Here is an 18,131-nt window from a genome sequence, read left to right on the forward strand (position 1 = left end):
GCCCTACTGGCATCGTCCGACCGACCCGTCGCGTCGATCTCCGGCGGCCAAGCGATTTATTTGCGTCAGAGGTCGCGCAGGAGGCGTGCGAAAAGCGCCAGCCTGCCGAGTGACAATCGCAGCGCGATGCGAATTATGGAGGAACGCGGTGTTACGTCATCAGCAGGCCGGGGACGGTGCCTGGCCGCCGCATTCGGTTCGCCAAGCGGTTCAAACATGCATCTCGACGGCCCGCGGCGAAGCCGTGCAGTCCACTAGGCAACCATCGGATGCTTGGTGTCACCGATCTCACCCCCTCAAAGACGATGGTCATGCAAACCCGCGGCGCCACCGTTATTGGCCATCCTGCTGCGGCACTCTCACCTTCGGACTTGCCACCATGAACGCGGGGATTGGTGAGCAGCATCGGCGCGTAGCGTTGGATGCGAACGGAGATTCCTCAGGGCACCGGCGTAGGTTGGTGCCACTGTGCCGCTACTTGGTGGCGTAACAGGTGCAGCGGTCAAGGTCCTGCCATAACAAGATTTTCTACGGTTACCCCCGGAACTGTCCCCGGAAATTGTGGATAACCTGGATCACCAGCGCAGCAGCTTGTGACCCGCCACGGCCCCGGCCACGGATGCCAGCACGATCGCCGCGCCGTACCAGAAGACATAGAACAGGGGCGAATCCTCGGTACAGGACAGGGCATAGCCGGTCGCCGCACCGGCGCCTGCCGCAAGTCCGATCAGCGCGCCGGCCAGGACGGGATGCGTGCTGGCGCCGCGACGCATCAGCCGCACGCCTGCAAACAGGGGTGCCGCCGACAGGGCCAGCACCGCGGGCACGCAGGTATCGGCCGAATGGCCCAGCCAGTCATGGGCCAGCCGATCGACGGGCGTCGCGACCAGTGCCCAGATCGCCAGGGCCAGCGCCAAGGCGGCGGGCACCGCCAGGGGCCACAGCCCGATACGCGCGCCGGGCCGTGCCAGCCGCACCGCCATGGGCCAGGCCAGCATCAGCACCATCAGCGGCAGCAGCGGCTTGGCCAGGGTTACCGGCGCGGCCAGCGATGCGGCCAGATCGGGGCGCGGCCCGGACAGCGCCATCTGCAGCGCAAGGCCCAGCAGTGCCGTCCCGGCCATCGTGGCGATCATCCGCGCCGGAGAGAACCGGGTCGAGGGCAGGGGTTCGGCCGCCAGTCGCGCAATCAGCGCCTCGGTCGAGGAGGGTTGTGTCATTCGCGTGTTCCCAGTCCGATGGCGGACAGCTTCTTCATGGCGCGGTGCAGGGCGACCCGGACCGCGCTGTCGGTCATGCCAAGGCGGGCAGCGACGTCGTCGGCGCTGTCCCCCTCGATGCCCATGGCGCGGACGATGCCCGCGGACCGCGCGTCAATGCGCGCCAGCAGCACCCCCAGGTCGCGGGCGGCGGTGGGGTCGTCGGTGCGGCTGTCGGCCATGATCTCGGCAAAGTCGTGGATGGGCAGGTGGACGCGGCTGCCACGCCTGCGGAACGCATCGATCACCTTGTAGCGGGTGACCGCGTATAGCCAGGGACGCAGGGGCGTGTCCGGCTGCCAGCTGTCGCGTTTCAGGTGAATGGCCAGCAGCACCTCCTGGACGACATCCTCGTGCAGGTCGCGGGGCAGGCTGCGCCCGCGGGCTCGCACCACGGCGCGGATCAGCGGCGTGACCTGGGTCAGGAACCGGGCCATGGCGCGGCTGTCGCCGGCCTGCGCCGCCGCCAGAAGTGCCGCCCATTCGGTGCCGTCCTGCTGCATGCCCCGCCTCCGCGCGCCTGTCCTCAGGCTAGCCGCAGGGATGCCCACCCCGCAAGGCACGATGGCGGGAACGGCGATCACGCCGGCACCCGGCGGGTCTGCAGGACGTGGTCCAGCGACCACCGCCCCGGCCCATGCGCGATCAGCGCCAGGAAGGCGGCGGCCCACAGCCCATGCGTCATCCACGCCGAGGGATAGACGAAGATCTGGATCGTCGCCGTCATCGCCAGAAGCGCCAGCGCCGACAGCCGCGTCATCAGCCCCAGGATCAGCAGCACCGGCAGCAGGTGTTCGGCCAGGGACGCGGCCACCGCTGCCCAGTCCGACGGGATCACGGGCAGGGCGTATTCGTGTTCGAACAGGAACCAGGTGCTGTCCTTGATGGACAGGCCGTCGACCTTGGTGCGGCCCGACTGCCAGAAGACCGCCGCCGGAAACACGCGCAGGGCCAGCCCGGCAAGGTTGGTCAGGATGGGGGTCATGGCGCTGTCTCCTGGTCGGTCAGGCTGCCGGACCGCATCAGGTGCAGCAGCAGCGGTTGAGGGTCGTGGTCGGCCTGCACCGCCCGGGCGGCCCGGGCGGCCTCTGTCAGCGTTCCCGCAGGCAGGGCCGCGATCATCGCGGCGTCGGCTGCGCTGATCGCGGTGACCGGAACGCCCCAGGACGGATCGCGCAGGATCAGCGCGATCTGGGGTCCCGCGGGGACAGGGCCGGGGGTGGCGCCGGGCTGGTTCATCGCCCAGACCGCGACGCCCGCATGGTGCAGCGGCAGCACGATGACCGCCGGGTGCAGGTCCAGCCTCAGCAAGGCCGGGTCTGCGCGGGTCAGGCGGTCTGGGCGGACCGGGACGGCGTCGGCTGCGTGAAAGGCCAGCCCACGGGCATGTTCGATCCGCGCGACGTCGGCCATCCAGGGCCAGGCGGCCAGCGGCGGGAAACCGGCCAGAAAGGCCGCGAACCCCGCGCCCCATTCGGCCATCACCGGCGACCGGGGGCGGTCGGTCGCGACGAAGCTTGCGGCCAGCGCGGCGAAATAGTCGGCCCCGACCAGCCGGCGGATGACGGGAAAACGCTGTGCCAGCGCGGCGGACAGGCCCACCGCCACATTGTTGCGATAGACGGCGAAACGGCGCTCTGCCTCGGGGCCGGTCACGCCGGGGGGCATCGGCCCTCCGCGCAGCGCGGCGTCGAAGGCCGTGATGAAATGGGCGTGCTCAGACGGCATGGGCCAGCCCCGCATGGCGCAGGATGGCGTCGGCCCGCGCGGCCTCGGCCGCGAGGATGGGCCAGTCGGGCAGGTCGTTGTCCCATTCGACCAGCGTCGGCAGCGGGCCATGGCGCGCGATCGCCTCTGCATAGAGCGCCCAGACCGGGTCGGCGACGGCACTGCCGTGATCGTCGATCAGCAGCGGGCCCGAGGGCAGGTCCTCGGTCGCGTGGCCGCCCAGGTGGATCTCCTGCACCAGGTCCAGTGGAAACGCGTCCAGCCATGCCCATGGATCGCGCCGATGGTTCACCGCCGAGACATAGAGGTTGTTGACGTCCAGCAGCAGCCCGCAGCCGGTGGCTTGGGCGATGGCCTGCAGGAACTGGGTTTCGGGGATCTCGGACTGCTGGAACAGCAGGTAGGTGGCGGGGTTCTCCAGCAGGATGGGACGCGCCAGCGCGGTCTGGACCTGGTCGACATGATCGATGATCAGCGCCAGGGTCTGGGGCGTGTAGGGCAGGGGCAGCAGGTCGTTCAGGTATTCGGCCCCGTGGCTGGACCATGCCAGGTGTTCGGAAAAGCTGTCCGGCTGATACCGGTCGCACAGCGCGCGCAGCCGCGCCAAGTGATCCCGGTCCAGCCCATGCGGGCTGCCGATCGACAGGCCCACACCGTGCAGCGACAGCGGGAAATCGGCACGCAGCGCGGTCAGCTGCGTGTGGGGCAGGCCGCCCGCGCCCAGATAATTCTCGGCATGGACCTCGAAGAAGCCGACGGGGCGGGCGTCCTGGCGGATCGCCGCGAAATGCTGGGGCTTGAAACCGACGCCGGGGGTGGCGGGAAGGCGGGACATGGCATCACCCTTTGGGAATGGCCGCGCGGGACGATCCCCGCGCGGTCCGTGTCGGATCAGGCGGGCAGGTCGCGCATCTGTTCCTCCAGCATGCCCATGCGGGCGGTGCCGTCGGCCTGCGCGGGCAGCTCCATCGTGGTGCAGGTGCCGGCGGGGACCAGCGTCCAGGCGTTCCCCTGATAGTCGACGGTCGAGGTGCCGGCGCAGGTCGTGCCCGGCCCCGCGGCGCAGTCGTTCTGCCCGGCCAGGGCGACGCCGAAGCATTTCTCCATCTCCTGCGCCATGACGGGGGTGGCGGCCATCGCACCAAGCGCACAGGCCAGCGAGGCGCCAAGCGAAAGGCGGGTCGTGAATGCGGTCATGATCATCTCCGTTCTGATGTCGAAGGCGCGTCAGCCCGCCTTCATGCAGATCAGATCGCGGCGGGTGGGGCGCGCGTTACAGCGCCACTGTGCTTTTTTTCGCACCGACGTACTGCCCATCGGCAAGGCACCGCCGGGAAGGGGAGAGTTCATCTTTCTTTACTTGGTCGCTTTCCGGTGAACCCGCGGCGGCGTGGCGTTGTTCGCTGTGCAATGGCCGCATTGCACGGTCTGCAGTCAGTTTGCCGAAAGGCGCAATCATGCACATTCTTCACCTTGCCTTGGGCGGCTGCCTGAAGGCTGCCCCCGTGCGCTATGGCGTGACCGAGGATACCGGCGGCCACATCGCCTATGTCCTGGGTGCTGCCATGGCACAGGCGGCGCTGCCGCAGGTGGCGTCGGTCGACATCGTCACCCGTGCGTTCGACGGCATGGATCCCATCCACGCGCAGGCGGTGGAGGAGGTCGCGCCCGGCTGCCGAATCCTGCGCCTGTCGACCGCCAATCGCGCCTATCTGGCCAAGGAGGCCCTGGAGGCGGAACTGCCCGCCCTGGCCGAGGCGTTCTGCGCGATGCTGGCAGGGATGACGCGAAAGCCCGACGTGATCCACGCGCATTTCGCCGACGCCGCGCGCCTGGCCCGGACGGCGCAGAAGCGGTTCGGCATTCCCTGGATCTATACCCCCCATTCGCTGGCCCTGCAAAAGGACCCTGCCGCCGCCCGCCGTCCCGATCTGCGCGACCGGATCGCGGCCGAGCGGTCGGCCGTCGAAGGCGCCGCCGCGATCATCGTGTCCTCGCGCGACGAGGCCGAGCGCCAGCTGCGCCCCTATGGCAAGGCGGCCGAGGGGCGCAGCCATTGCGTGTCCCCCGGCGTGACGCTGCTGCCCGATGCGGGCACCGCGGCGGCCGATGCGCTGCTGGCGCCGTTCCTGCGCAGGCCGGATCGTCCCATCGTTCTGGCGGTGGCCCGTCCCGTGGCCAAGAAGAACCTGGCCGGGCTGGTCGATGCCTATGCCGCGTCGCCCGAGCTGCAGGACCGCGCCAACCTGGTGATCCTGGCCGGGCTGCGCGACGGCATAGATGGCGGGCCCGCCGAACAGGCGCAGGTGCTGCGCGGACTGTTCGACCGGATCGACCGCCATGGCCTGTGGGGCAGGGTCGCCCTGCCGCCGCGCCATGATGCGGGTCAGCTGCGGGCGCTGTACGCGCGGGCAGCGCAGGGGGGCGTCTTCGTGAACCCGGCGCTGCACGAACCCTTCGGGTTGACCCTGGTCGAGGCGGCGCAGGCCGGCGTTCCCGTGGTTGCGACCCGGAACGGCGGCCCCGTGGACATCGTGGCACAGCTGGGCCACGGCGCGCTGGTCGATCCCGGCGACGCGGCGCAGGTCGCCGCGGCTTGCCTGCGCATGATGGACGACCCGCAGGGCGCGATCCGGGCGCAGGCCCGCGCGCTGGAGGCCTTTGACTGGCGGGACTGGGCACGACGGTCGGTGGCGATCTGCGGGAACCTGCAGCGCGCCGCCCCCCTGCCGCGTCGCGCAGTGCGCCGCATTCTGGCCAGTGACATCGACGGCACGCTGACCGGCTGCCCTGTGGCCGCCGCACGGTTCGTCGATTGGCACGCGCAGCGCGACGATGGGTTGCTGTTCGCCGTCGCCACCGGGCGGTCTGTGTCGCAGGCGCGTCGGGTGCTGGCCGATTGGGCCCTGCCGCGGCCCGACCTGTTCATCACCTCTGTCGGGTCAGAGATCTGGCGGTGGGGCGCGGGCGACCGGCTGCACCCCTGCGCCGACTATGCCGCGTTGCTGGACGCGGACTGGGACCGCGATGCGGTGCAAGCTGTGCTGCAGGCCCGCACCCCCGTCTGGCAGGCAGGCTATGAGCAGCGGCGGTGGAAACTGTCGCTGCTGGGTACCGCCGCGCAGGCCGCGGGAATCGAACGCGATCTGGCGCGCGCCGGGTTGGCGGCGCGCGTCATCGCCTCGCACGGAGAGTTCATCGACGTGCTGCCGCAGGCGGCAGGCAAGGCCGCCGCCCTGCGGTTCGAGGCCACACGCCGCGGTCTTGACCTGCGCCACTGCATCGCCGCGGGCGACAGCGGCAACGATGCCGACATGCTGGCGGCCAGCGGGGCGTCGATCCTGCCGTCGAACGCCTATGCCGAACTGGCCCATCTGCGCGGCCGAGGCATCTATCAAAGCCGCTATCACCATGCCGCGGGGGTCATCGACGGTCTGGCGCAGCTTGGGCTGGCACGGCAGGCGCAGCATGCGTGACCTGGTCCCCGACGACATGGCAAAGCGGCCCTTCGGCTATTTCGTCCACCACCAGGGGCGGGGCCACGCGGAACGCTGCGCGGCCATCGTCAATGCGCTTCCCACTGATCGGCCGGTCACGATCTTCTGCGCCCGGGACGACATCTTTCCGCCGCTGACGGCACGGGCGCGCATCGTCACCATCCCGTCGCTGTTCGAACGGACGGGCGGCGAATGCGACATGGACCACGTGCCCACGCCCGACACGCTGCACTGCGCGCCTCTGGGCTGGCCGGGCATCCGTCAGGCGATGGGCCGGATCGCGGGCTGGTTCGCCAGCGATGATCCCGCGCTGATGATCTGCGATGTCAGCGCCGAGATCGCACAGCTGTCGCGCATCTGTTCGGTCCCCCATGTGAAGATCCTGCAGCATGGCGACCGCGGCGATCAGGGACACCAAGCCGCCTATGCAGGGGCCGTGGGCCTTCTGGCGCCGTTCTCTGCCGCCTTGGCACAGCCGGATTGGCAGCCCTTTTCGGACCGCATCCATTATGCCCCAGGCTTGGGCATTCCCGCGATCACGCCTCCGGATCGGGCGGCGGCGCGGCGGGCCCTGGGGCTGGACCCTGATCGCCCCGTGGCGCTGTTGGTGTCGGGTGCGGGCGGCACCGGTTTCGCGCAGGCGCCGATGGGTGTGGCCGCGCGGGCCTTTCCCGACTGGCACTGGATAACCATCGGCGCGACCCAGCCCGACTGGCACGCGACGCAGGGCGGCAACCTGACCCACCGGGGCTGGGTCGACGACCCGGCGACCCACGTGGCCGCGGCCGATCTGGTGATCTCCTCGACGGGCAATACAACCTGCGCGCAGGTTCTGGCTGCCGGGCGGCCGTGGATCGTGGTGCCGGAATGGCGCTATTTCGACGAACAGCGCCTGAAGGCCGAGGCCCTGGCCCGCGCGGGCGTCGCGCTGCACCTGCCGCATCTGCCGTCCAGCGCACACGCCTGGCGCGCGGCGGTCACGCGGGCGATGGAGGGTCACGACCCCGCGGCACAGGCGCGCCTGGTCACCGCCGATCCCGCGGCCGACACGGCCCGATGGCTGGAAACCCTGGCGCGCGACCTGTGGTCCGCCGCCCCCCCGACACCTATCCCCGAAGGAGCCCCTGCATGATCCACGTTTCCGCCCTGACCATCGCTGCGGGCCGCGAGGCCCATTTGCGCAATGTCGTCGCAGGCTTTCAGGCCCAGCATCACAAACCGTCGGAACTGATCATCGGCGTGATGCAGGACGCCGACTATACCGACCTGCCCCGGACCGACTTTCCCATCCGCCAGATCCGCGTGACGGCACCCGAACTGCCGCTGTCGGCGGCGCGCAATGCGGTGGCCGATGCGGCGACGGGCGACATGCTGGTCTTTGTCGATGTCGACTGCATCCCGGCGCCCGATTTCATCAGCGGCTATCTGGACCGCATGGCGGACCGTCGCGGCCTGTTCATGGGCGAGGTGATGTACCTGCCCCAGGGCGCCACCGACGGGGGGCTGGATTTCGACCGCTTCGCAGACATCGCCGTCAAGCATTCCGACCGCCAGGGCCCCCCTGCCTCCGGGGTGGTGGCCTGTGCCGACTACCGATGCTTCTGGTCGCTGAACTTTGCGATGTGGCGCCAGGATTGGCTGGACGGCCCGCGGTTCGACGAGAGCTTTACTGGATATGGCGGCGAGGATACTGATTTTGGCCGCGCCTGGTCGGACGGCGGCGCCCCGATCTGGTGGATCGCGGGGGGCCGCGTCTATCATCAGTACCATCCGCATTGCATGCCCCCGGTGCATCACCTGCACTCTGTCCTGCGCAACACCGAGATCTTTGCCCGCAAATGGGGTCACCGCACGATGGAACATTGGCTGTATGCGTTCCAGCTGATGGGCCTGATCCGCAACGCGCCCGAGGGGTTGCAGCTGCTGCGCGAACCCGGCCCGACGGAATTCGCCCTGTGCGAACAGCAGGGGCACATGCCTTATGCCAATTCCCGCCGTGTCATCGACCACCTGCACCGGCTGGCCGAAGACGACCGCATGACGACCGAACGGGTCGCCCGCGAACAAAGCGCCCTGTTGATGCCCGCCGCCGAATGACCGGCCGCCCGTTGCGGATCGCGGTGATGGCACATTGCCGTCACCCCATCGCGGCCCCGTTCATGGGCGGGATGGAGGGTCATGCCCACCACCTTGTCCACGCCCTGCGGGCGCGGGGGCATGACGTGACCCTGGTCGCGGCGGGCGATAGCCGGGTGGACGTGCCGCTGCTGCCCCTGATGGCGCAGCATTACGACCGTGATTATCCGTGGCACCAATATCACGGCACCGAACCGCTGAACGCCCATCTGGACAGTCACCATGCAGCCAGTCTGGCGACGCTGGCGGACATGGATTTCGACGTCATCCACAATAACACGCTTCATCGGTTTCCGCCGCGCTTTGCGCGGGCGGTGCGCGTGCCGATGGTCAGTTCGCTGCACGTGCCGCCCTTTGACGCGCTGTGCCGGGCCGTGCGCGACAGCGTGGCCCCGTGGCATGTGACGACAGGATGTTCGCGCAGGCATCTGGCGGCCTATTTCCCCGAAGGCCCGCCCGCATCGGCGCGGGTGGTGCCGAACGGCATCGATCTGGCGCAATGGCCCTATTCGCCGCGGGGTAACGGGCAGGCGGTCTGGGCGGGACGCATCACGCAGAACAAGGCACCCCATTTGGCGATCGCCGCCGCGCGTTGCGCTGGCGTCGCCCTGACGATCTTTGGCAGCATCGAGGATGGCGATTACTTCGACGCGCAGGTCCGGCCGCAACTGTCGGGGGACATCCGCTTTGGCGGGCACCTGGCGGGACCGGATCTGGCCGCGGAATACGGTCGTGCATCGGCCCTGCTGTTCACGCCGCAATGGGACGAGCCCTTCGGCCTGACCGCGATCGAGGCAATGGCCTGCGGAACGCCCGTGGCCGCCGTCGCGATGGGCGCGGTCCATGAGGTGCTGGGCCCGGCCGGGCGGTTCGCCGCCCCCGATGGAGCCGGGCTGGACCGCGCGCTGACCAAGGCGATGGAGATCCCCCGCGACGTGCCGCGCCGCCATGTGGCCGGCCAATTTGGGTTGGACCGCATGATCGACACGCTGCAGGCGCTGTATGTCGAGGCGATCGACCGGCGGCACGATCCCGCGCCACCGGTCGATTTTCTGCCTATCGAACTGCCGCCGTCGCTGGCGGCGCGCGGGGTCGAACCGGCGCTTCAGTCCGGGATGCGCTGACCCAGGACGCCGCGGGGCGCGGGCGGTTCCTCGCGCCGCGGCTCGGTCGGAACGGCATCCTGATCAGTCATCACCGCCACGACATCGGCGGCGATCTTGTCCAGCAGGTCCAGTTCCGCATCCTCGATCTGGCGCGGTTCGCGGTCCATCAGGCACAGGGCGCCCAGCACATGGCCGTCAGCCGTGCGCAGCGGCGTTCCGACATAGAACCGTCCCTGCCACTGGCGCACCGCCGGGTTGTCCGAAAACCGCACGTCGCGGTCGGTGTCAGGCACGACCAGCGTGTCGTCGGCGGCGATGACATGATTGCACATCGCCTCGGCCCGCGGCATCCAGTTCATGCGCGGCTCGGTCTCCGTGCGGCGGCCGGGCAGGTCCGCGCTTTGCCCGACGATGTATTCCGCATCGGCATCGATCGCGGAGATGAAGGCCAGGCTGACATCGAACACATCCGCCGCACGTTTCGCCAGATCGTCCAGATCCTCGCGCGCGCGGCCGTCCAGGACCGCGGTCTGGGCAAGGGCGTCCAGGCGCGCGGCCTCGTCCGCGGGGGGCGGGGGGGCCTGCATCGCGGCGCGGTCTGCGTGGGCCGGGGTCAGCCACTGGACGGCCTCGTCCATGGACAGCACGATCTTATCGACGCCAAGCGCCTCGGCCCGGTCGGGGCCCGCCTGATCCTCGGGGGCGTTCCACAGGGCCAGGACGATCCGAAGGTCGGGCCAGCGACGGCGCAGACGCCGGACGAAACCGCGCACGGCCGCGTCCGGATCGCGGCTGAAATAGCCGATGCAGACGGTGTCGATCCCCTCCAGGTCCAACCCGTCGACATAACGCGCGGTGACCGTGCCGGTCGCGCGCTGGATCGCGGGAATGTCGGCCAGCGCCAGGGCGTGGACCAGCATCTCGGCCGAAATGGCATCGACCTGCCACTTGCCGCCGATGCAGGCGACGCGCGGGGTGCCGGCGGGGGTGGCCGGGTGATCCTCGCGCAGGTCTTCCAGCAGCTGGTCCATGCCGTCGACCACGCGCAGCCGATGCTCGACCCGTGCATTGGCGTGGTAATCATCGCTGGCCTGGCGCAGGACCTCCATCCCCGTCGTGTTGTAGAACGCGGCGATCCCGGTCGTGCGGATGGCGTCGGACGCGATCTCGTAGGCCTCGTCGGGATCGTTGGCGATCAGGCGCTGATAGATGCGCGTGGGCAGGTCCAGCGCCGGGGTCGATCCCAGCAGCGTGTCGAAGAAGGCCAGCTGTGGCAGGTTGCGGCCCACGACCAGCAGGCAGACCGTCAGGGGCGTCGACAGGATCAGGCCAAGCGGCCCCCACAGCGCCGTCCAGAAGGTCGCGGCCGCGATCAGCGACAGCGCCGACAGGCCGGTCGAGGTGCCGTACAGCATCGGCTCGACGATGTTGTTGCTGACCAGTTCCAGGAACACGATCAGCGCCAGCGCCATGAGCACCATCTGCCATCCGGGATCGACGGCGAAGGCCAGGGCCAGCGGAAAGATCGCCGACAGCATCGGCCCGACATAGGGAATGAACCGCATGATCGCAGCCAGCGTGCCCCACAGGATCCAGCCCGGGACCCCGATGGCCCACAGGCCAAGCGCCATCGGAATGCCATAGGTGACATTCACCACCAGTTGCATCAGCAGGTACTTGGAGATCCGCTTGCCCGCCTCCTCCAGCGCGTCGGTCGAGCGGTGCAGGTTGCCGCCCAGCAGGCGGATCAGACGGTCGCGCAGATCGCCCCGGTCCAGAAGGACAAGGAACACGAAGACGACCACGATGCCCAGGGTCGCCAGCGGCGCCAGGGCGGGGGCCAGCCAGGCGCTGGCGGTGGCAAAGGGGGACGGACCGTCGCCCACGACCGTCACGGCCAGCGGGTCGGCCACGGCGCCGGGGGCATCCTGCAAGGCGGTGGCCAGCTGTTCCTGAACGGTGGCGATGGTCTGGAACACGCCGTCGAACAGGCCCGGCCCCTCCATCTGCTGGCCCAGCCCCTGGATCTTGGCGCGGATCGTGGACTGATAGGCGGGCAGTTCGGCGCTGAGCACACTGACCTGCGACGTGATCAGCAGGCCCAATCCCAGCAGCATCGCGATGACCGTCAGCATGACCACCGACACCGCCGCCACCTGCGGAATGCCGCGACGGACCAGAACCTTGACCAGCGGCCCCAGGGCAAAGCTGATCAGGAAGGCGATCGCCAACGGGATCAGCACCTCCTGTCCGTAATACAGCAGGCCGATGATGACCGTGCCCACGACCAGCCACGCAGCCATGCGCACGATGTCGACCCGACCCTCGGGGGCGGCGACCGCGGCATCGGCATCCGGCCCCAGCAGGTCGTGCGGGGCCTGACGCGGCCCCGAAGTGTTCAGTGTCATGATGGTCCCCCGACATGCCCCCTGCACGGGGGCGCTGGTCAACACGGCACGAAGGCCCCGGTTCCGTCGCTGCGGGCGGATGCCCGCCGACGGCCATCCGTCCTGCCGCACGCATCATATGATACCGGAACCGGGTGCGTCACGCGCCGTTGCGCTGCCGACCGGCCCAAGGGTGGGCCGGTCCCGAACAGACGAGAGTTTTCCCGATGAACACCACGATCCGCACCCCCGGCGCCGATGATGCGGGCCCGCTGGAGCAGGCCGACAAGGAGGCCGCTGCCCAAGCCGCGCGCCACCGCCACCATCCGGTCGTCAAGGCCGTCGGCACGCTGAGCGAGGTGGCCGACCAGGTGCCCTTGTCCCTGGTTTGCGGCAGCGTGATCCTGGGCGGGGCGTTGTCGGGGCAGGATCATGTCGCGCGCACAGGCCTGCGGATGATGGCGGCGCATGTCCTGGCCAATTCGGTCAAGCGGGTGATCAAGAACCGCTTTCGCCGCACCCGCCCGGTCGAGATGATCAAGCGGCAGGACTATCGCTGCGAGCCCGGCGAAAGCCGGGGCGGCCACGAGACGTCCTTTCCTTCGGGGCACACGGCGGGTGCGGTGGCGGTGGCCGTCGTCGTCGCGCGCGATCTGCCGCACATGGCCGTGCCCGCCCTGGGGGTCGCGGCGATGATCGCGGGAATCCAGGTGCCGCGGGGCAAGCACTATCCGGGCGATGTCGCGGCCGGTGCGGTTCTGGGTCTGGTCTCGGCGCTGGTCGTGCGCCGGCTGTGGGACAGGGCCGCGCGCGACTGAACTTATGTCAACGGAACGTGGCGTCACGACCGCCCGTTTCATCGACAGGATACGGCCCTGCGATCCTGCCGGGCCAGGGAGAGACATCATGGCGACCGCCTCCGACGACACCAAGACCAAGACCGTGACCAGGAAATCCGCCCGCGCGGCAGGGCAGAAGACCGCGAAACCCACCGCCGAGGCCCGCACCAAGCGGTCGCGGGCTGTGGCTGCGAAATCCAAGGCCAAGGCCGCCGAGGCCGCGGCGACGGACAAGGGCCTTGCGGATCTGTTCGAACACGCCCTGGCGGACATGTATTACGCCGAGAAGAAAATCTACAAGACGCTGCCCAAGATGATCAAGGCGGCCGACCATCCCGACTTGATCGCCGCCCTGACCGCGCATCGCGAGGAGACCGCAGGCCAGATCGAGACCTTGGAGGCGATTTTCGAGCTGTTGGGCAAGCATGCCAAGGCCGTGAAATGCGACGCCATCGACGGCATCCTGGAAGAGGGCGAAAGCCTTTTGGAGGATTTCGGTGACTGCGTTGCCGCCGACGCCGCGATCATCTTCAGCTGTCAGGCGGTCGAGCATTACGAGATCACGCGTTACGGCTCGATGCGCGCCTTTGCCGAGGCCTTGGGGATGGATGAGGCGAAGACCCACCTGGAGGGGATCCTGGCCCAGGAAAGCGCGGCCGACACCAAGCTGACCGAACTGGCCGAGGATTCGGTGAACGACGCGGCCGCCGAATACGACGACCACGACGCTTGAGCGCATAGGACGGCCCCCGCAATCCGGGGGCCGTTTTCGTCATGCCAGGAAGAACGCCATCATCGCATCAGTGGCCAAGGGTCCCGGAGCGGTGTGGCTGCCGGTTGGCTGACCACCGGACCACGCGTGACCCAGTCCTTGAACCCGCCACGCCTCGATCCGCAGCGTGCCCGCGTCATTGCGGTATCGGCCGATATGCACGGCACGGTCATTCAGCCGTGCATCCGCAGCGCGTCGGATCAGGCCGGGTTGCCGCCGCAGCGCCTGCGCCACTACGGCATCGGCGTTGCGCGGCGACACGGTCTTGTCGGTCGCGCCATGCACGACGAACAGCCGGCAGCCCACGCCCTCACCTCGATCGGACCCGCCCTGCGACATCGCCTGGAACGCGCCCGCCATGTCCGTAGCCGCGCCGTTGGGAAGGCCCGAATGACAGGCCACGGCACCGAAATCGTCCGCAAAGACCGCGCCCAGGATCACCGCCATCGCCCCGCCGGCCGACAGCCCTGCGGCAAAGCGCCGGTCGGGGGCCACGGCGTGGTCGTGGGCGACGCTGCGGGTCAGGTCGACCAGAAAGGCGGCCTCTCCGCCGTCGCGGGCGGCATGACGGGCCTCGAACCAGTTCCAGCAGCGGTTCATGTTGGCCTGTGACGTCTGTGCGGGGGCCACGACGATCATCCGATGGCGCTCTGCCGCCGCCATGATGCCGGTGCCGCGGGCGAAATCGTCCGGGTCCTGCGTGCAGCCGTGCAGCAGCAGCAACAGCCCTGCAGCCGGGCGCCCCTCCAGCGACGCGGGCAGATACAGGCGATAGTCGCGCGACTGCCCTGCCGCCTGATGCTGGTGGGTGGTCCAGCTGGCACCCTGGGGGATGTCCATCGGCGTGCTGTCGCGCATGGCCGCACCTGCAGGAAAGCCCGCCGGCATCCGGGGCATCTGCGGCATCGACAGGCCGCCAGCCGGCATGCGCGGCATCGCGCCCCCGCCCAATCCCGACTGGATCATCTGCGTGGCTTGCGCCAGATCGCCCGACCGCATCAATTCGGTGATGCGGGCCATGTTCATCGGCATCTGTTCGGTCATCATCGTGTTCCCTTGTTCGTTCGGCAGGCGTCCAGCGCCGCCTTGACCCCGGCATCCGCCTGGATGGTGCCCAGAACCTCGATCGAGCGGATCGTGGCGGTGATCAGGTCCGGGGGAATGTCGCGGGCAAAGCGGGCAAGCCCGATCACCCGCAGGTCCAGCATCTGGTTCGCGGCCTGCAGGGCCTCCAGTTCGGCCCGGGACAGATCGCGCAGACCCATCACGAAATCGTCGCGCACGATGGCCGGGGCCACCGAGGCATCGTGTCGGTCCAGTTGCGCCCGGATCGCGGTGCGGATCAGGTCGCTGCGACTGGCATAGAAGCCTTCGCGCACTAGCAGGTCGATCCGTCCCAAATCGACGAAGCCCAGATTGATGGTGATCTTTTCGGTATCGGCCGTCCGGGCCGGAGAGGCGGTCGCCATGATTGTTATCCCTTCCTTATACCATCCATATGGATGTATAAGAAAAGAATTGCGACCTGATCTTTGTCAGTCTGTCCTACGACACCAGCCTGCGACGGCGTCCGGTCGCCATGCCCCGCGCGATGGCCTCTGCGATGTCGGCACAGGCTGTGATCCCCTGAACGAACGGGCGGTCGTGCATCAGGTAGGGGATCGCCGCCAAACACAGCCTGCCGCTGAACGGACCCGCGCCCAGCAGGCTGTAATCCCGCGCCACGTCGGGAATTTCGTGATCCGCCTCCAGCAGCGCGCGCCGCAACGTCGGGAAGGGCAGGTCTTCGGTGCTGAGGGGTTTTTGCCCCCGTGCATCGATGAACACGGCAAAGCGTTCGATGCGGTCGTCATGGACGATGACGGTCTCTGCGCCATCGCGGGTCATGTCGTAATCCTCGCCCAGGGGCATGATCGACAAGATGCCGGCATCGCGCAGCGCCAGGACGCGCCGGATCGATTCCGACGGGACTGCGGCATAGTTGTCGACAAACACCTTCTTCAGACCCCTGTCGAACCGGTCGCGGTCGTCGTCGGACAGGTCCGGCACGATCTCCTCGACCTGCTCATGCATGCGCAGCAGGGCATAGCGCCAGGCGACGGTGATCTTGTGCGCCTTGTTGTGTTCGACCTCGTCCAGATTGGCGCGGGCCCATTTGAACGGATCGGCGGCCTCGCGCGCGGCGAAATAGGCATCTGCAAAGCTGTCCGCGTCCAACCCGCCCAACCCGATCCTCAGCGCGAAGGCCGGGTCGGCCTGCATGATCTCGGCCCGGACCAGACCGAAGGCCGCGTCCAAGGGCGCCGGGGTCGACAGGCAGGCGGCCAGCGCCGGGGCGGTGGCGATGGTCAGGGGTTCATAGGGGATGGGGCAATAGAAGTCGGCCTCGGGCAGGACGCCCGACCGCGACATCATCACGATCCGCAGATCCGCCGATGCCGGGTCCAGATCAAAGCGCAGGTCATCACCCTTGCGGCGGAAACGACCGTGCTGGTTCACCACCGCCATCGCCGCGTCGATCGAACTGAGAGAGGTGCCCATGATGCCGACCCGCACGGCGGGAATGTCGGCCTCGATCAGTCCGGACCAGGGACTGGGGAAATAGCTGCGGGTGGCCTCGTCCTCATCGGGGAAGGCGTGGCCTGTGGCGACGATCACGCGGTCGAAGGGACCGTCGCACCCATCCGCCGTCATCACGCTCAGGCCTGTATCGTCGGACTGGATGTCCAGAACCTCGGTCGCCTCGCGGATGTCGATCCGGTAGCCCCGTGACCGCGCCCGATCGACCAGCGCCATCAGCTGATCGCGGAAATATTCACCCAGCAGCAGGCGCGGCGTGAACTGACGCTCGTCCAGGTCCTGGGGGTCCAGGCCGTAGGATCTCAGCCGCGCATCCGGCTGATCCTGCAGCCAGTCCAGATAGGTGGTCGCAATGGGCGGTATCTCGATGCTGGCGATGTTGGCCAGCATCGCGCGGTTCGACATTTCGGGTGAATAGGGCATGCCGATCCCGGCACGCGGTCCCTTTTCGTACAGCGTGACCGCCAGGGGCAGGCCAGTGTCCAGAAGGTGCAGCAGCGTATAGATGCCGGTCGGGCCGATGCCGACGATCGCGATGGTCCTGGCGGTCATATGTGTGTCCATGGGTTTGAAACGCCGCCCGTGGGCGTCCGTTCCGGCATCAAATGCTGGTCGGGTCGATCAGAAAGTCCAGCCGCGCCACCGTGCCGCCGTCCTTGCCTTTCGCCAGCGTCAGTTGGCCGTTCAGCGCCGTCGCGAACTGGCGTGCGACGATCAGTCCCAGGCTGTCCGACGTCTCCAGATCGAAGCCTTCGGGCAGGCCAGGGCCCTGGTCCACGATGCGCAGCGTCGCGGGGATGCGTCCGTCAGGGCTGGCCGCGTCGACGGTCAGCCTGACGGTGATCTCCGTGTCGCGGCCTTCGGGGGCGCCGTGTTCGATGGCGTTCATCACCAGTTCGCTGGCAATCAGACCCAAAGGGACGGCCGTGTCATGCGGCAGCGGCAGGCTGTCGGCGCTGAAGTCCAGATCGACGTCGCCTGCGCCCGTGACCTCCACCACGTCATGCAGCACCTCGCGCAGGTATTCGGCCGCGTCCAGCGTTTGCAGGTCCGGTGAATGCAGCCGCCGCTGCAGCAGCGATATCGACCGGATGCGGGTCTGCGACGCGACCAGCGCCTGGCGCGCGGTCTCGTCCGCGACCAGCTGGGACTGCAGGCGCAGCAGCGCCGCGACTGTGGACAGGTTGTTCGAGATCCGGTGCTGCAGTTCAGAGAACATCAGGCTGCGTGATGTCGCCAACGCGTTGGCGCGTTGTTCGGCGGCCATGCGCTGTTCCAGGGCCCGACCGGCGGCGGTGATGAACACCACGTCCGTGGCAATGATCAGCGCATAGAGCAGCAGCGCGACGATGGCTCCCGGCGTGATGGCCAGGCTGCGCACCGGTTCGATGAAGAAATACCACGCGATGACCCCGCAGGCCACGCCCACGGCCAATCCGGACCGCAGCGACGAGAAGACCAGCGTCAGCATGACGGCAGGAAAGAAGGTCAGGAACGGAAATCCAGGCGGTAGCGCATCGTTCAACGCAAAGCGCAGCGCAGTCGACAGCACGATCGCCGACAGGGCGAACACCACCTGATGGCGCAGAGACCTGCGGGCCAGAAGCGCCGCGCCCAGCCCCTGCATCAGCTTGTCGGACAGCGTCCGGCGGTCAGGCGCTGCAGCGTTCGTCACGTCATGTCCCGTCTTGTCCCCGCGGCCGGCCAATGCCGGACCATCCGCACCTTAGCAAGAATAATGCGGTGGAAAATGGCAGAAATGACTGATGTTTGACGGAGCTTTTGGATTGTCGGTACGGCAGCCGTCGGAAGGGCGGTCAGCGCGGC

Annotated in this window: 18 protein-coding genes; 7 read left to right on the plus strand and 11 right to left on the minus strand. The window is 68.5% G+C overall.

Features of this window, described 5'->3' with window-relative positions:
• Positions 1–575 precede the first annotated feature (575 nt).
• From SY26_RS05680 to SY26_RS05705, 6 genes are all read right to left on the minus strand, one after another.
• On the minus strand, positions 576–1,220 hold the full coding sequence (locus SY26_RS05680) for an NrsF family protein (protein ID WP_045999737.1): 645 nt from the start codon (positions 1,218–1,220) through the stop codon (positions 576–578).
• The gene (locus SY26_RS05685) at positions 1,217–1,762 is read right to left on the minus strand and encodes a sigma-70 family RNA polymerase sigma factor (RefSeq protein WP_045999738.1); all 546 of its coding nucleotides are present in this window, start codon (positions 1,760–1,762) and stop codon (positions 1,217–1,219) included. The genes SY26_RS05680 and SY26_RS05685 overlap by 4 nt, the downstream gene beginning before the upstream one ends.
• A 77-nt stretch (positions 1,763–1,839) precedes the next feature.
• Positions 1,840–2,244 (minus strand): DoxX family protein, encoded by a 405-nt coding sequence (locus tag SY26_RS05690; RefSeq protein ID WP_045999739.1) that lies wholly within the window; start codon positions 2,242–2,244, stop codon positions 1,840–1,842.
• Positions 2,241–2,987 (minus strand): DNA-binding domain-containing protein, encoded by a 747-nt coding sequence (locus SY26_RS05695; RefSeq protein ID WP_046000261.1) that lies wholly within the window; start codon positions 2,985–2,987, stop codon positions 2,241–2,243. Before SY26_RS05695 ends, SY26_RS05690 begins: the two co-directional genes overlap by 4 nt.
• The gene (locus SY26_RS05700) at positions 2,977–3,822 is read right to left on the minus strand and encodes a DUF692 domain-containing protein (protein WP_045999740.1); all 846 of its coding nucleotides are present in this window, start codon (positions 3,820–3,822) and stop codon (positions 2,977–2,979) included. The genes SY26_RS05695 and SY26_RS05700 overlap by 11 nt, the downstream gene beginning before the upstream one ends.
• Positions 3,823–3,878: 56 nt before the next feature.
• The gene (locus SY26_RS05705) at positions 3,879–4,124 is read right to left on the minus strand and encodes a DUF2282 domain-containing protein (RefSeq protein ID WP_369799420.1); all 246 of its coding nucleotides are present in this window, start codon (positions 4,122–4,124) and stop codon (positions 3,879–3,881) included.
• 58 nt (positions 4,125–4,182) lie between these two features.
• On the opposite strand from SY26_RS05705, the gene SY26_RS21810 reads away from it, so the two are divergent.
• From SY26_RS21810 to SY26_RS05730, 5 genes are all read left to right on the plus strand, one after another.
• Positions 4,183–4,365, plus strand: a complete 183-nt coding sequence (locus tag SY26_RS21810; RefSeq protein ID WP_045999741.1) for a hypothetical protein — start codon at positions 4,183–4,185, stop codon at positions 4,363–4,365.
• A 79-nt stretch (positions 4,366–4,444) separates the two neighbouring features.
• Positions 4,445–6,463 carry an HAD-IIB family hydrolase gene (locus SY26_RS05715; protein WP_045999742.1) on the plus strand — a complete coding sequence of 673 codons (2,019 nt, stop codon included), beginning with the start codon at positions 4,445–4,447 and terminating at the stop codon, positions 6,461–6,463.
• On the plus strand, positions 6,456–7,616 hold the full coding sequence (locus SY26_RS05720; RefSeq protein WP_045999743.1) for a glycosyltransferase: 1,161 nt from the start codon (positions 6,456–6,458) through the stop codon (positions 7,614–7,616). The genes SY26_RS05715 and SY26_RS05720 overlap by 8 nt, the downstream gene beginning before the upstream one ends.
• Positions 7,613–8,581, plus strand: coding sequence for a glycosyltransferase family 2 protein (locus tag SY26_RS05725; RefSeq protein WP_045999744.1), 969 nt, complete (start codon positions 7,613–7,615; stop codon positions 8,579–8,581). Before SY26_RS05720 ends, SY26_RS05725 begins: the two co-directional genes overlap by 4 nt.
• Before the next feature lie 26 nt (positions 8,582–8,607).
• On the plus strand, positions 8,608–9,744 hold the full coding sequence (locus SY26_RS05730; RefSeq protein ID WP_232303275.1) for a glycosyltransferase: 1,137 nt from the start codon (positions 8,608–8,610) through the stop codon (positions 9,742–9,744).
• Here the strand turns inward: SY26_RS05730 and SY26_RS05735 are convergent.
• Positions 9,726–12,134: an AI-2E family transporter gene (locus SY26_RS05735; RefSeq protein ID WP_052715149.1), complete on the minus strand. Its 2,409-nt coding sequence runs from the start codon at positions 12,132–12,134 to the stop codon at positions 9,726–9,728. The genes SY26_RS05730 and SY26_RS05735 overlap by 19 nt on opposite strands.
• A gap of 206 nt (positions 12,135–12,340) precedes the next feature.
• Between SY26_RS05735 and SY26_RS05740 the strand changes: the two genes are divergently transcribed.
• Positions 12,341–12,931, plus strand: coding sequence for a phosphatase PAP2 family protein (locus SY26_RS05740; protein ID WP_045999746.1), 591 nt, complete (start codon positions 12,341–12,343; stop codon positions 12,929–12,931).
• A gap of 88 nt (positions 12,932–13,019) precedes the next feature.
• Positions 13,020–13,685 carry a ferritin-like domain-containing protein gene (locus SY26_RS05745; protein ID WP_084693712.1) on the plus strand — a complete coding sequence of 222 codons (666 nt, stop codon included), beginning with the start codon at positions 13,020–13,022 and terminating at the stop codon, positions 13,683–13,685.
• A 39-nt stretch (positions 13,686–13,724) separates the two neighbouring features.
• On the opposite strand, the gene SY26_RS05750 is transcribed toward SY26_RS05745, so the two are convergent.
• From SY26_RS05750 to SY26_RS05765, 4 genes are all read right to left on the minus strand, one after another.
• On the minus strand, positions 13,725–14,771 hold the full coding sequence (locus SY26_RS05750; RefSeq protein WP_084693713.1) for a PHB depolymerase family esterase: 1,047 nt from the start codon (positions 14,769–14,771) through the stop codon (positions 13,725–13,727).
• Positions 14,768–15,193 (minus strand): CopG family transcriptional regulator, encoded by a 426-nt coding sequence (locus SY26_RS05755; protein WP_045999747.1) that lies wholly within the window; start codon positions 15,191–15,193, stop codon positions 14,768–14,770. The genes SY26_RS05750 and SY26_RS05755 overlap by 4 nt, the downstream gene beginning before the upstream one ends.
• Positions 15,194–15,269: 76 nt before the next feature.
• Entirely contained in the window at positions 15,270–16,856 is a 1,587-nt protein-coding gene (locus SY26_RS05760; RefSeq protein ID WP_052715212.1) for an FAD-NAD(P)-binding protein, read from the minus strand.
• 49 nt (positions 16,857–16,905) lie between these two features.
• Positions 16,906–17,979: a sensor histidine kinase gene (locus SY26_RS05765; protein WP_139598071.1), complete on the minus strand. Its 1,074-nt coding sequence runs from the start codon at positions 17,977–17,979 to the stop codon at positions 16,906–16,908.
• Positions 17,980–18,131 lie beyond the last annotated feature (152 nt).

This window comes from Paracoccus sp. 228 (assembly GCF_000967825.1).
GTDB lineage: Bacteria > Pseudomonadota > Alphaproteobacteria > Rhodobacterales > Rhodobacteraceae > Paracoccus > Paracoccus marcusii.

Bases quoted from the DNA above. Each gene is read 5' to 3' on its own strand.
- SY26_RS05680 (WP_045999737.1), bottom strand. From the start codon at position 1,220: ATGACACAACCCTCCTCGACCGAGGCGCTGATTGCGCGACTGGCGGCC.
- SY26_RS05685 (WP_045999738.1), bottom strand. From the start codon at position 1,762: ATGCAGCAGGACGGCACCGAATGGGCGGCACTTCTGGCGGCGGCGCAG.
- SY26_RS05690 (WP_045999739.1), bottom strand. From the start codon at position 2,244: ATGACCCCCATCCTGACCAACCTTGCCGGGCTGGCCCTGCGCGTGTTT.
- SY26_RS05695 (WP_046000261.1), bottom strand. From the start codon at position 2,987: ATGCCGTCTGAGCACGCCCATTTCATCACGGCCTTCGACGCCGCGCTG.
- SY26_RS05700 (WP_045999740.1), bottom strand. From the start codon at position 3,822: ATGTCCCGCCTTCCCGCCACCCCCGGCGTCGGTTTCAAGCCCCAGCAT.
- SY26_RS05705 (WP_369799420.1), bottom strand. From the start codon at position 4,124: ATGGCCGCCACCCCCGTCATGGCGCAGGAGATGGAGAAATGCTTCGGC.
- SY26_RS21810 (WP_045999741.1), top strand. From the start codon at position 4,183: ATGATCATCTCCGTTCTGATGTCGAAGGCGCGTCAGCCCGCCTTCATG.
- SY26_RS05715 (WP_045999742.1), top strand. From the start codon at position 4,445: ATGCACATTCTTCACCTTGCCTTGGGCGGCTGCCTGAAGGCTGCCCCC.
- SY26_RS05720 (WP_045999743.1), top strand. From the start codon at position 6,456: ATGCGTGACCTGGTCCCCGACGACATGGCAAAGCGGCCCTTCGGCTAT.
- SY26_RS05725 (WP_045999744.1), top strand. From the start codon at position 7,613: ATGATCCACGTTTCCGCCCTGACCATCGCTGCGGGCCGCGAGGCCCAT.
- SY26_RS05730 (WP_232303275.1), top strand. From the start codon at position 8,608: ATGGCACATTGCCGTCACCCCATCGCGGCCCCGTTCATGGGCGGGATG.
- SY26_RS05735 (WP_052715149.1), bottom strand. From the start codon at position 12,134: ATGACACTGAACACTTCGGGGCCGCGTCAGGCCCCGCACGACCTGCTG.
- SY26_RS05740 (WP_045999746.1), top strand. From the start codon at position 12,341: ATGAACACCACGATCCGCACCCCCGGCGCCGATGATGCGGGCCCGCTG.
- SY26_RS05745 (WP_084693712.1), top strand. From the start codon at position 13,020: ATGGCGACCGCCTCCGACGACACCAAGACCAAGACCGTGACCAGGAAA.
- SY26_RS05750 (WP_084693713.1), bottom strand. From the start codon at position 14,771: ATGATGACCGAACAGATGCCGATGAACATGGCCCGCATCACCGAATTG.
- SY26_RS05755 (WP_045999747.1), bottom strand. From the start codon at position 15,193: ATGGCGACCGCCTCTCCGGCCCGGACGGCCGATACCGAAAAGATCACC.
- SY26_RS05760 (WP_052715212.1), bottom strand. From the start codon at position 16,856: ATGACCGCCAGGACCATCGCGATCGTCGGCATCGGCCCGACCGGCATC.